This is a genomic window from Veillonella parvula (assembly GCF_040094895.1).
GTDB lineage: Bacteria > Bacillota > Negativicutes > Veillonellales > Veillonellaceae > Veillonella > Veillonella parvula_L.
In genome coordinates, this window is the sequence record NZ_JBBNGV010000001.1 from 339,033 (window position 1) to 352,467 (window position 13,435).

Consider the following 13,435-nt stretch of genomic DNA (forward strand, 5'->3'; position numbering starts at 1 on the left):
GCTTATGAACCAAACAGTAATTGACATACAAGGAATTACAAAAACCTATGTGAATGGCAAATTATCAGTACCTGTTCTACATGGCATTGATTTAGTTGTCAATAAGGGTGAATTTGTATCCATTATGGGACCATCTGGCTCAGGTAAATCAACCTTTATGAATATTCTTGGATGTTTGGACCGACCTACAACTGGTTCTTATCGACTCAATGGAGACGAGGTTGCTACCTTATCTGATGATGAACTTGCGTATGTACGTAACAAACAGATAGGTTTTGTATTTCAAAGCTTTAATTTGTTGACAAAATTGACAGCCCTAGAAAATGTAGCGCTTCCTATGATTTATGCCGGTGTAAATAAAAAGATGCGCATTGAACGGGCCACTCAATTATTACAGTCTGTCGGCTTGGGCGAGCGTATGGACCATTTGCCATCCGAGTTGTCTGGTGGGCAACGTCAACGCGTGGCGATTGCTCGTGCATTGGCAAATAATCCTGCTATTATCATGGCTGATGAACCGACAGGGAATCTTGACTCCAAGTCAACCATTGACGTTATGAACATCTTTCGAGGCCTTCATGATGAAGGCCGTACGATTCTTCTAGTTACACATGAACCGGATATTGCTACGTACGCGAGTCGTAATGTAGTCTTGAAAGATGGGATAATCGTAGAGGATTCGATCAATTCTAATATGACTCCTATAAAGGAGGTGCCTAATGTATAAAGAAAGTTTTCTAATGGCATGGGCTTCCTTGATTGCTAATAAATTGCGCTCCCTCTTGACCATGTTAGGTATCATTATCGGTGTAGCAGCTGTTATTGCCTTGGTATCTATCGGTAATGGGGTGAAGCAAGATATTGAGAATTCTATTTCTAGCTTAGGCTCTAACTTGTTGGTAGTTCTGCCAGGGGCGCCGCGGACGCCAGGTGCTAGATCTTCGCAGGGGTCCATGAAATCGTTGAAAATATCTGACTATGAAGCTATTGCTAAGTTAGAAGGTGTAAAAGCCGCCAGTCCTATGACAAATGGCTCTTATGTGGTGATTTATCAAAATAAAAACTGGACTACATCTGTTGCGGGGGTTAATTCTAACTTTCAGGACGTAAATAATTGGACTATGACATCTGGTCGATTTTTCTCCGATAAAAATGTTCAGAACCGAGAACGTGTAGCGGTTGTGGGACAAACGGTAGTAAAAAATTTGTTTGCTGATGAAGATCCTGTAGGCAAGGAAATCCGTGTTAAAAATATTCCATTCCGTGTCATTGGTGTTCTCAAAAGTAAAGGGAACGGAACCATGGGTAATGACCAAGACGATACGGTGTTAATTCCATATACAACATCAATGGAGCGCGTAGAGGGCATTGACTATCTTCGCAGGGTGTATGTTGTGGCTAAGGATGATGGGGGCATTGACCGTTTGCAGGCAGATATAGAGAATTTGTTGCGTGTTCGTCATAATATAAAAGATACAAATTTGGATGATTTTAATATTCAAAATATGAAATCTATTATGGAAACAGTGGCTCAGACGACGGGAACATTTACGTTATTCCTAGGGGCTGTAGCTGCGATTTCACTCGTTGTAGGTGGTATTGGTATTATGAACATCATGCTTGTATCTGTAACGGAACGGACTCGAGAAATTGGCGTGCGTAAAGCTTTGGGGGCTACGTATAGCGTAATTGTTACACAATTCTTAATAGAAGCTGTTGTAATAAGTTTGATGGGGGGCTTTATTGGTATTGCTTTCGGTATAGGAGCCTCAAAAGTAATCGGAATGGTATCTGGAATGAGTACAATTGTATCTGTTCCAACAATCATAATGTCCTTTGCCTTTTCCATGGCTATTGGTTTGATTTTTGGTATATACCCAGCCCGTAAAGCGGCTAAGCTCAATCCAATCGATGCATTGCATTATGAATAGTTTTGAATTTATAAATGTGTTTTCTTAAGAACATACCATATAATTAGATAGAGTTATTCGCATATGGTGCGTTGCATGATACAATATGTATGATGTAACGCACCATTTTTATATGTTTGTATTGAATTTTGACATATAACTATAAAGATTTTCATACAGGTAATGTAATAGACTTAGTATTTAGATTAGTTAATCTATGGGTATGTATATAGAATGGAGAACCTTATGGCTACAACATTGTTAGAATATTTCAACGAATTACGAGATCAAAACCCATTTTCTTGGGTGAAAGATTCTGAGATTACAGCAGTGGAACCAGGTCATGCGGAAATGACATTGCAAACAAATGAAACAGATTACTGCAATTTTAGAGGGGATTTGCATGGTGCCGTATGTATTGGCTTAGCAGATAGTGTGATGGGGACTGCTTGTTTTACATTGGGAAAATCTGTTAGCACCATTGATCTTAATGGTAACTATGTGAAAGCTGTTAAAGGCGGTGCTGTATTGCGTGGTGTAGCCAATGTAGAGCACAATGGTAAAACTACTATGGTTGCTACCGCTCGTATTTATAATGAATTAGGTGAACTTGTTCACTTGGCACGGGGTACATTTTTTGTACTAGAAGAGAAGCCATTACCTGATTTACCATGGCGTTTTATTGAAGAAGACAACCCTGATTTGGTATAATATAAGTTAGACTTTTACAAATAGGAGGATGCTTGAATGGAACAAGAATTACAACGTATTAAGGCAGAAGCCCTTGATGCCATCAAAGACGCTGCTGATCAACAAGCGTTGCAAGATATACGTGTTAAATATTTAGGTAAAAAAGGCGAGGTAACGGCTTTACTAAAAGGTCTTGGTAAATTATCTCCAGAAGAACGTCCGAAGGCTGGCGCCCTCGTTAATGCTGTTCGTGAAGCGTTAGAGGCTGAAATTGATACAGTTAAAGCTCGTATGGAAACTGCAGAGTTAAATGCTCGTTTAGAAAAAGAGCGCATCGATATTACATTGCCTGGCCGTGCACAAAAAGCTGGTCATATCCATCCATTAACAAAGGTTAATGAAATGATTGAAGACTTCTTCATGAAAATGGGGTATACCGTTGAAGAAGGTCCAGAAGTAGAGCAAGATTACTATAACTTTGAATGCTTAAACTTGCCTAAAGATCATCCTGCACGTGATATGCAAGATTCCTTCTATATTACAGAAAACTTCTTATTGCGCACGCATACATCTCCAGTACAAGCTCGTACAATGCAACGTCATGAACCTAATAGCCCAATCCGTATGATTGCGCCTGGTAAGGTTTACCGTTGGGACTATGATGCGACTCATTCCCCTGTATTCCATCAAGTGGAAGGCCTCATCATCGATGAGCATATTACATTTGCTGACTTAAAAGGCACATTAGAGTCCTTCTTACGTCACATGTATGGTGATGACACAAAGGTACGTTTCCGTACAAGCTTCTTCCCATTCACAGAACCATCTGCAGAGGTAGATATTTCTTGTGTAATGTGTGGTGGTGAAGGTTGCCGCGTATGTTCTCATACAGGCTGGCTTGAAATTTTGGGCTGCGGTATGGTTCATCCCGATGTATTGCGTATTAATGGGTACGATCCTGAAAAGGTTAAAGGCTTCGCCTTTGGCATGGGCGTAGAACGTATTGCTATGCTTTTATATGGCATTAACGATTTACGTCTATTCTTTGAAGATGATGTACGATTCTTGGAACAATTTTAGGAGGAACTCATGAAAGCAAGTTTACAGTGGATGAACGAATACGTGCCTGTGGATATGAATCGTCCTGCTCAAGAATTGGCCGATGAATTAACACAAGCTGGTATTCCTGTAGAAGATGTCATTGCTATGGATAATGGCATTAAGAAAATTTATACTGGTAAAATCGTGGAGATTACAAAACATCCAGATGCAGATAAATTACAAGTATGCCAAGTTGAATGCCTTACAGAAGAAGGCGAACCTGTTACAAAACAAATCGTAACGGCTGCTACTAATGTTGCAGTAGGTCAAATCGTGCCTGTAGCGTATCATAAATCTCGCTTAGCAGATGGTACAGAAATTAAAAAAGGTAAATTGCGTGGCGTTGTTTCTGAAGGCATGTTCTGTTCCGTTGCAGAATTTGGTATCTCTAGCGACTTAGTATTGCCAGAAGAAGCTCAAGGAATTTACATTTTCCCTGAAGGAACACCAATTGGTCTTGATGTAAAAGATGTTTTAGGCTTAAATGATACAGTATATGAATTTGAACTCACCGCTAACAGAGCTGATTGCTTCTCAATGGTTGGTTTGTCCCGTGAATTTGGAGTCATGACAAATCAAAAAGCTTTATTCCCTGTTATTATGGTTAACGAGAATGGCGAATCCATTGAAGGCAAAGCATCTGTATCTATCGAAGCTGATGATCTTTGTACGCGTTTTACAGCTCGTGTAGTAACTGATGTTAAGGTTGAGCCATCTCCATTGTGGATGCAAAACCGTTTACGTAATAGCGGCATTCGTCCTATTAATAATGTAGTAGACGTAACAAATTATGTTATGTTAGAACTTGGTCAACCTATGCATGCCTATGATTATGATCATGTAAAAGGTCATAAATTAGTGGCGAGACGTGCTAAAAATGGTGAAGTGCTTGTTACACTTGATGGTTCTGAACGCGAATTGAATGACTCCATGCTTATTATTGCTGATGCTGAACGTCCAGTAGGTGTAGCAGGTATCATGGGTGGCTTTGATAGTGAAGTGACAAACGAAACGACCACAGTTATGTTTGAAGCTGCTGTATTTAATGGTCCATCTATTCGACGCACTGCTAAAGCTCTCGGCATGCGTTCTGAAGCATCTAGTCGTTTCGAACGTGGTGTAAATCATAAATACACCGCCTATGCTATCGACAGAGCGGCGCAATTATTGCAACAAATTTGCCCTACTTGTAAAGTTGGTGTAGGCGTAATTGATGTATATAAAAATCCTGTAGAACAACATACAGTTACTTTCACAGCAGCACAAATCAATGATTACTTGGGTACAAACATTGAAAAAGACGAAATGGTTCGTATTTTGACAGCCCTTGAATTCGTTGTAACAGAAGAGGGCGACAAATTATCTGCCCTCGTTCCAACATGGCGCGGTGATGTAACAGTGATGCCTGATATCGCTGAAGAAATAGCTCGTATTTACAACTACGATAATATTACTCCGACAATTCCTGTAGCCGTATTGTCCTCTGGTGGTATGACACCTAAGAAAGCTCTTATTAAAGAGGTTACACATGCTTTGGCTAAATTGGGTATGACTCAAATCATTACATTTAGCTTCATGCATAAAGATGGTCTTTCCAATATGATGCTTCCTGAAGGGGATAGCCGTTATACAGCCATTCCAATCTTGAACCCTATTTCCGAAGAATTCCCTTATATGCGTACTACATTGGTGCCGGCTGTTATCGAAGCAGCAAAACGCAATATTGCACAACAAAATAAGGATCTTTGGTTATTTGAAACGGCTAATGTGTATGAACCAAAAGATTTACCTTTAACAGAAGTACCTCATGAACGCCCTATGGCTTGTGGTATTTTGATGGGGAAAGCAAACCAAGCTGGTTGGAATCAAGCAGAACGCACTACAGATTTCTATGATGTAAAAGGTATTGTAGATGCGTTGTTAGCTGAACTAGGCGTTACAAGCTATGAAGTTAATCGTGGCACTGAGCCATACTTTCACCCAGGTGTGAGTGCTCAATACGTAGTTGATGGTAAAATGATTGCTCAATATGGTGAATTACATCCACAAGTGAGCAAAAACTTTGACTTACCTGGCAAAGTATATATGTTTGAAATCGATTTGGAAGCCGTATTATCCTTAACGATTCCACCGTTCCGTTATACATCCTTCAGTAAATTCCCAGGCACTAGCCGTGACCTTGCCATCGTTGCACCTGTGTCCGTATCTAGTGGTGAAATTTTATCCATCATTAAAGAACATGGTGGAGAATATTTAGAAAGTGCGTCTATCTTTGATGTTTATGAAGGTGAACATATCGAAGCAGGTTACCGCAGTCTCGCATACAACTTACAATTCCGCTCTATGGAAGGTACGTTGAATGATGAGGATATTGACGGTAATATTCAAGCTATTATTGATGCATTAGCAGAAATTAACTGCAAATTACGTTAATTTTAAGCAGTATATTGAAAGGGTTTACCATATGGTAAACCCTTTTAGTACTATAGTTATGCCTTTAGTTAGGTAGAAAGGACTGTCCATGGAATTATTGGCTCCTGCCGGTACGATGGAAAACTTTATAGCCGCTTTAGAATCTGGAGCAGATGCCATTTATCTTGGTGGCAAAGGTTTTAATGCCCGAGCTCATGCAGCAAACTTTGGAATTGAGGAATTAACCGAGGCTATTCGCTTGGCCCATATTCTAGATGTGTCTGTATATGTAACGGTAAATATCCTCATAGGTGACTCCGAATTATCTGCTCTTGAGGCATATTTAAAGGACTTAGAGCGCATCGGCGTGGATGCTATCATCGTTCAAGATTTAGCAGTGGCTAAATTGGCGCAGCGAGTGGCTCCTAAATTACACTTACATGGCAGTACACAAATGACTGCAGCTACGCTCGATGCGGTTCGTTTTTATGAAAGTCTCGGTTTTACACGTGTCGTTTTAGCTCGTGAATTGAGCCTCGCTGAAATTGAACATATTTGCAAGAACTGTACAGCTGAAATCGAAGTCTTTGTACACGGTGCGTTGTGTGTATGTTATTCTGGTCAATGCTTAATGAGTTCTTTCATCGGTGGTCGCAGTGGTAACCGTGGTGCTTGTGCACAGCCTTGTCGGTTGCCTTATGAGCTATTGGATTCTTTAGGTACTAGCTTGTTGCCAAAACACGAAGCCTATCTATTAAGTCCAAAGGATCTTAACTATAGTGAATATATGAATGAACTTGTGGCGGCCGGTGTTACGTCCTTTAAGGTAGAAGGGCGTATGAAAAAGGTTTCCTACGTGCGTCAAGTTATTGGAACCTATCGTCATATTTTAGATACGGCTCATATAGATTCTACTGATGCCGATGCATTAGCTTCTGGATTTAATCGTGGATTTTCTACGGATTATTTAACAGACCATGTAGGAAAATCAATGATGACCGTGGTGGCCCCAAATAATCAAGGGAAATTGATTGGCAAAGCAGAGGTCAAAAAGGGTCAAGTTCATTTATTCCTAACAGAACCAATTGAAAAAGGATCACTCTTAAAGGTCATGCAACGTTCTGGTAGTATTACGTACTATCAAATCGATCAGAACTGGTCTCTAGTGGATGAAAAGCATATTGTAGGTAAACCGGATGAAGGCTTTGCTGCGGGGCAAGTATTCCTTGCATCAGGCCCTAAAGCTCAAAAGCAACGGGGACTACAAGACTTTACCGCTAAATTAGAGGTACATGGTTATCTATCTATTAATACTGAACGAGAAATACCTTATACAGAACTAACCTTTGTATTGAATGATGGTCGTACTGTGACTATATCTAACGAGTTTGAACCTGTTTATGCTAACAATAAACCGACTACATTAGAGAAGGTTAGAGATCAAGTAGGTAGATTAGGGAATACATTATTTACACTAGGCTCTATGTCTATTCCTGATGGACCGTACATGTGGCCCGCTAGTGTTTTAAATGCATTGCGTCGCGATGCTGTAGAGGCGCTAGAAAACTTGTTGCTTACAGACCATGAAGCAGCTTGGGCAGAACGTGCTGTAGAACCCCGAAATATGTCATCATTAGTAGCTAAAAGTAAGGTTCAATACACAGAGCCTATGGTGAGTGCTCGCGTTGATGAACTCGATGGTGTAAAAGCAGCAATCGAAGGGGGTGCTAAGAAGATTATCTTTGGTGGTGACCGTTTGCAACGTAAGCCTTATGAAATTAGCATCTACGAGCAGGTAGCCAAACTTTGTAAAGAGCATAATGTGCTTTGTGTATTTGCTACGCCTCGCGTCGTTAAAGATGATGAGGTAGACGCGTACATGAATACGCTTAAGGCCATAGTTGAGTCTAAACCAGATAGCATTTCTATTCATATGCCACAAGCTCTATTATGGCTTCGTGAGTTAGGATATTCAGGTGCTATTGAAGCTGATACAGGTCTTAACATATTCAATGGCTCTGCACTACAAGTATGGCAAGATTTTAATATGAGTAGTATAGCTCCATCCTTAGAGTTGACCTTGGCACAATTAGTAAACTTACAAAAATCTGCTCATTTGCCATTAGAGGTAATGGTACACGGTTATACAGAAATGATGATTTCTGAGTATTGTGCCATCGCTAGTTTTGTGGGCACTGGCAAAAAGGAAAACTGTCCTATGCCATGTGTAACAGAGGACTATGCATTGAAGGACCGTAAAGGGGAAGTGTTCCCATTGCGTACCGATCCTTATTGCCGCATGCACATCATGAATAGTCATGAAATGGATATGCGTGCTTACGTGCCCGAGTTATATCGTAAAGGTCTACATATCTTGCGCATCGATGGGCGTCATATGGATCCACATCGATTGCGTAACATTGTAGCAGATTATGTATCTATTCAAAATGGAACAAAAGAGGCTCCTCCTAAAAGCGTAGGCAAGGATGATACGCCTATTACAAGGGGCCACTATTTTAGAGGTATTTTATAAAAGAGGTAGTACATTGTTTAACGAAGATGTATTAGACTTTCACCATATAAAAGAACAATTACAACAGCATTGTAGTTCTACCATTGCTAAAGAATTGGCTATGAATATTGAGCCAATGATCGATGCAAAACAAATTCAAGAGAATCTTGATGAAACAGCAGAGGCTATGCGTTCACTACAAACAGAGGTAGAACAACCGTTAGGTGGTACACGAGATATTCGTGAATCCTGTAAAAAGAGTCGAAAAGACTTTGTCCTTACACGTGAAGCCTTGTGGGATATTTATTTGACCATTGGTGCTTATAAGCGCATGACAAAGTTCTTTAGAACGAAATATATGGATTATCCATTGCTATCCCTATGGGTACAGGATATGCCGAATACAGATCGCATTGAAAACCGTTTTAAACGCGTCTTTGATGAAAAGGGGGAATTGCTTGATACAGCGTCTCCTAAATTGGCGAGCCTTAGAAATACGATTATTAAAACTCGTGAAAAGATTAAAAATGATATTCAAGCTATCCTGCATGATAAAGATAATCAAAAGTATTTCCAAGAAACCATCATTACGCAGCGTAATAATCGTTACGTAATTCCTGTAAAACAAGAGTATCGCCAATACTTTGATGGCCTTATTCACGACCGTTCTGCAACGGGTCAAACACTTTACATTGAACCGATGCGTTTGGTGAATCTAAATAATGAATTACAAGAGGCTTTGATTGGTGAAGAGCAAGAGGTCTTGCGTATTTACCGCGAGTTATCGGCTCTTGTAAAACAACATAGCAATGATTTGATGGATGCTTGTGAAAAGGTATCCCATATCGAATTTGTATATGGTAAGGCAAGTCTTGCTATTTCTTACAAGGGGGTACCGGCAATCTTAAGTACTGACAGAACCGTTAATCTCATGAGAGCTCGTCACCCATTAATTCCACCAAATATGGTAGTGCCTACAAATATTCAATTAGGTACATCGTACCGTATTTTACTAATTACTGGTTCTAACACAGGTGGTAAAACAGTTTCCCTTAAAACATTGGGCCTGTTGAGCTTGATGAATCAATGTGGCCTATTTATCCCTGCTGATCACGGTTCTATGTTACCAGTATTCCATAATATCTTTGCCGACATTGGAGACGAGCAAAGTATTGAGGCCAGCCTTAGTACGTTCTCTGCTCATATGACACAAGTTATTTCCATCATCAAACATTGTGGTCCTAACGACTTGGTTTTACTGGATGAACTTGGGTCTGGTACTGATCCAGAAGAAGGTAGCGCATTAGCTGTATCTATTCTTGAGTTCTTCCGTAAAAAAGGTGCCCTTATGATGGTAAGTACCCATTATAATGAGCTTAAAAATTATGCTTACCATACGGAAGGTATTGAAAATGGTCACGTAGAGTTTGATGAGCGCACCTTAAAACCTACATATCGGCTCCATATCGGCGTAGCCGGCAGTAGCCATGCGTTAAGCATTGCTGCACGTTTAGGCTTACCAAAGGACATTGTAGAACGCGCAACAGAGTATAAATCTCAATTTGGTAGTCATGAAATGGAAGAAGTTCTTTCCGACTTAAACGAACAACTCCGTAAAGCCTCTGAACGTGAAAGAGCGTTAAAGAAAGAACTTGATGAAACACGTCGTATGCGTGGCCAATTAGAGAAGGAAAAGAAACAGTTTAATGAAAATCGTAAACAAATCTTAGCCAAAGCTCAGGCCGATGCAGAATCCATGAAACGTAGTTTACGCGTTGAAGGGGAAGCGATTATCAAGCAATTGAAAGCGCAATTCTCTGAAACAAATAAGGATAGGCTTCAATCGGCTATTAATGCAGCACGTAAGGGGATTTCTAGTGTTCATGTACCAGAAGCTGCAGTGGATGATGATCGTAAGTCGTTAACCGCAGATGCTATTAAGGTAGGCCAAGCTGTTTATGTTACGTCCTTGCGTTCGTTGGGTACTGTGTTATCTATCAATGGTAACCGTGTAAATGTTGATATTAATGGACTAACAGCTACCGTTAAGGTTAGCGAATTACAATCAACTACACGTGAAGAAGGCAATAAACTAGCACGTGAACAAAAAGCAGCCATGCCTAAGACTAGAAAACGTATGGGTGGCTCCGCCGTACAACGTCAAAAAGAGGTTCGTACTGAAATCAATATTCTTGGCCAAACAGTAGATGAAGCGACCGTTTCTGTAGGTAGATTTATTGACCAAGCTTTGCTTGGTGGTGTTAATCAAGTGCGTATTATTCATGGTAAGGGTACAGGTGCATTACGTGAAGGCGTTCACCAATATTTACGTACCTTGCCTCATGTAGCGCACTTTGAAACAGCCGGTTATGATGAAGGTGGTGCAGGGGCTACAAATGTAGTTCTTAAATAAAAATATAATTTTCAAAATATTGTATATGGAAATAAAAAGGTAGTAAGATCCTAGGGCTTGCTACCTTTTTGTATAGATAATATTTGGATAGTAAATAAGTATAAAAGAAAGGGCGGAACACTGAGTTCCGCCCTTTTAGAAACTACTGTTGAATTAGCGTTCCTTTTTAGACTTTTTATTTTTCGATGAATTTGATTTTTGTTCTGTAACCTCTTCTTTTTGAGGCTTGTCATTACTTTTTATCTTTTCATCTGTTGTTTTGCCTGTATCGTCTTTCTTATCTGCTTTTTCGTCCTTTTTATCTTCTTTTTTAGGTTGTGCCTTTGCAGGATTGACGTAACCTTCAGAGATTGCTGATTGTGCGCTAGCTGGGATAGGGAAGTCAGATGCTGGAGTATTGGCAAGAGCATTGGCCATGAATTGCCCCCACATAACAGCAGGTGTGCTACCACCTGTAATACCGTGTAATGTTTCGGTGCCGTAGTCATCACCAATCCAAACGGCAGCTACTAAATCTGGAGTGTAACCTATGAACCAAGCATCTTTGGAATCATCAGTAGTACCTGTTTTACCTGCTGCAGGACGACCGATGGCTGCATTACCGCCAGTACCGCCATTTATAACAGATTCTAGCATATTAGTTATGATGGCCGCATCTTTTTCATCAATAACGCGTTTTTCTTGGATAGAGTTTTCTTCTACAACTTGGCCGTTGCGATCTACAATTTTAAGGATGGCTGTAGGTTGAACCTTGATACCGCCATTAGCAAGTACACCGTAAGCCTGTACCATATCAAGAGGAGTAACACCATGAGTTAAACCACCAAGTGCTGTCGATAAGTTGTAATCTTGATCAGTTAGAGTAGAGATACCCATTTCTTTAGCAAGATTAATAACTTTAGTCATACCTACTTCATCGGCAACTTTTACAGCTGCTACGTTGCGAGAATGCTGTAATGCGTAGCGATATGTAATATTACCTTCGTAGTCATTTTCATAGTTTTTAGGACTCCAATTACCGAAAGTAACAGGACTGTCCTCAACTATAGAACCAGGAGTTTTACCTGATTGAATAGCTGCTAAGTAAACGAAAGGTTTCATAGTGGAACCAGGTTGACGTTCTGCTTGTGTAGCGCGGTTGAAAGCGTCATCACCGCGACCACCGACCATGGCTACAATGTAACCATTGTGAGGGTTCATAGCTACTATAGCACCTTGTGGTTGAGATAATCCATTTTTATCAGTGTAGTAATTAGGCAAGTTTTGCATTGCTGCAACTGCAGCATTTTGTGCATCCATATCGAGAGTAGTATAGATTTTTAATCCATCTTTATAGATGGCATCATCGCCGTACTTTTCAGAAATTTGAGAAATAACATAGTTAATGAAGTAAGATGCATTAGATTTCTCATGAGCTTGTTCTTGTTTAGCTATCAAACCTAAATCTGCTTGGCGAGCTTCGTCAGCTTGCTCTTGTGTAATATAACCATATTTTACCATTTGGCCCAATACGACGGCTTGACGCTTTTTACTAGCCTCCAAATCATTAAATGGGGAGTAATAGTTAGGGCTTTGTGGTAAACCAGCAATGAGTGCCGCTTGTGCAAGTGTTAACTCACTAGCATCCTTACCAAAATATACATGAGATGCAGATTGTACACCGTAAGCACCTTGACCAAAGTAGATTTGGTTCATATACATTTCAAGGATTTCATCCTTGGTGTAATGTTGTTCAATTTTAAGGGCTAATAAAGCTTCGGAAATTTTACGTTTTAATGTTCTATCTTGAGATAAGAATGCATTACGAGCTAACTGTTGAGTAATTGTGGAACCACCTTCAGATACGCCGCTATGTACAATGTTTACCCATACGGCACGTAAAATACCAATTGGGTCAATACCATGATGCGTATAGAACCGAGAATCTTCTGTAGCTACAAAGGCATTCTGTAAATCTTTTGGTACATCTTTTAGAGGTACTGGTAATCTATTTTCTGTGGAGTGAACCGTAGTAATGAGATTGCCATGCACGTCATAAATCTGAGACGATGCAGAAGGGCGTACATTGGATACATCCGGTAGATTTGATAATGTGGCACTTATGAAACCACAGCCACCACCGGCTACGATGAGTATAAAGAGAAGTGTACAAATCCAAAATAGACGCTTAGGATTTGTTTTCTTCGGTGTAGAACCATTGCCATTTGAGCGGCGATTGGTTCTCGTATTTGAGTTACTACTCATAGAGTCACCTCTTTTTTCTTTTAGTAAATATAACGTAAATTCTATTACGCAGTTATAAATATTATATCATAAATGGTTTAAATCCAATACTATATATAATTGTGAAAGTTTTTAGATAATGGTATACTTAAACAATAGTATTTCTAGGAGGAT

8 protein-coding genes are annotated in these 13,435 nt (G+C 40.0%); 7 read left to right on the top strand and 1 reads right to left on the bottom strand.

Going from position 1 to position 13,435, the window contains the following annotated elements; translation table 11 throughout:
* Positions 1–4: 4 nt before the first annotated feature.
* The 7 genes from AAAT26_RS01580 (at position 5) to AAAT26_RS01610 (ending at position 11,038) form a co-directional block, all read left to right on the top strand.
* On the top strand, positions 5–727 hold the full coding sequence (locus tag AAAT26_RS01580) for an ABC transporter ATP-binding protein (protein ID WP_004696122.1): 723 nt from the start codon (positions 5–7) through the stop codon (positions 725–727).
* On the top strand, positions 720–1,931 hold the full coding sequence (locus AAAT26_RS01585) for an ABC transporter permease (protein ID WP_021148250.1): 1,212 nt from the start codon (positions 720–722) through the stop codon (positions 1,929–1,931). Before AAAT26_RS01580 ends, AAAT26_RS01585 begins: the two co-directional genes overlap by 8 nt.
* Positions 1,932–2,156: 225 nt before the next feature.
* Positions 2,157–2,621 (top strand): PaaI family thioesterase, encoded by a 465-nt coding sequence (locus AAAT26_RS01590; protein WP_004696117.1) that lies wholly within the window; start codon positions 2,157–2,159, stop codon positions 2,619–2,621.
* 36 nt (positions 2,622–2,657) lie between these two features.
* Positions 2,658–3,680 (top strand): phenylalanine--tRNA ligase subunit alpha, encoded by a 1,023-nt coding sequence (gene pheS / locus AAAT26_RS01595; RefSeq protein WP_008601159.1) that lies wholly within the window; start codon positions 2,658–2,660, stop codon positions 3,678–3,680.
* Positions 3,681–3,689: 9 nt separating this feature from the next.
* The gene (pheT, locus tag AAAT26_RS01600; protein ID WP_278469565.1) at positions 3,690–6,134 is read left to right on the top strand and encodes a phenylalanine--tRNA ligase subunit beta; all 2,445 of its coding nucleotides are present in this window, start codon (positions 3,690–3,692) and stop codon (positions 6,132–6,134) included.
* An 88-nt stretch (positions 6,135–6,222) separates the two neighbouring features.
* Positions 6,223–8,646 carry a U32 family peptidase gene (locus AAAT26_RS01605; protein ID WP_316708563.1) on the top strand — a complete coding sequence of 808 codons (2,424 nt, stop codon included), beginning with the start codon at positions 6,223–6,225 and terminating at the stop codon, positions 8,644–8,646.
* Between the two features lie 13 nt (positions 8,647–8,659).
* Positions 8,660–11,038, top strand: coding sequence for an endonuclease MutS2 (locus AAAT26_RS01610; protein WP_432049346.1), 2,379 nt, complete (start codon positions 8,660–8,662; stop codon positions 11,036–11,038).
* Between the two features lie 153 nt (positions 11,039–11,191).
* Here AAAT26_RS01610 and AAAT26_RS01615 read toward each other — a convergent pair whose 3' ends face one another.
* Positions 11,192–13,282, bottom strand: coding sequence for a transglycosylase domain-containing protein (locus AAAT26_RS01615; RefSeq protein ID WP_008714094.1), 2,091 nt, complete (start codon positions 13,280–13,282; stop codon positions 11,192–11,194).
* Between the last annotated feature and the right edge of the window lie 153 nt (positions 13,283–13,435).

Excerpts from the sequence above, each read along its gene's own strand:
- AAAT26_RS01580 (WP_004696122.1), top strand. The coding sequence starts at position 5 with ATGAACCAAACAGTAATTGACATACAAGGAATTACAAAAACCTATGTG.
- AAAT26_RS01585 (WP_021148250.1), top strand. The coding sequence starts at position 720 with ATGTATAAAGAAAGTTTTCTAATGGCATGGGCTTCCTTGATTGCTAAT.
- AAAT26_RS01590 (WP_004696117.1), top strand. The coding sequence starts at position 2,157 with ATGGCTACAACATTGTTAGAATATTTCAACGAATTACGAGATCAAAAC.
- pheS (WP_008601159.1), top strand. The coding sequence starts at position 2,658 with ATGGAACAAGAATTACAACGTATTAAGGCAGAAGCCCTTGATGCCATC.
- pheT (WP_278469565.1), top strand. The coding sequence starts at position 3,690 with ATGAAAGCAAGTTTACAGTGGATGAACGAATACGTGCCTGTGGATATG.
- AAAT26_RS01605 (WP_316708563.1), top strand. The coding sequence starts at position 6,223 with ATGGAATTATTGGCTCCTGCCGGTACGATGGAAAACTTTATAGCCGCT.
- AAAT26_RS01615 (WP_008714094.1), bottom strand. The coding sequence starts at position 13,282 with ATGAGTAGTAACTCAAATACGAGAACCAATCGCCGCTCAAATGGCAAT.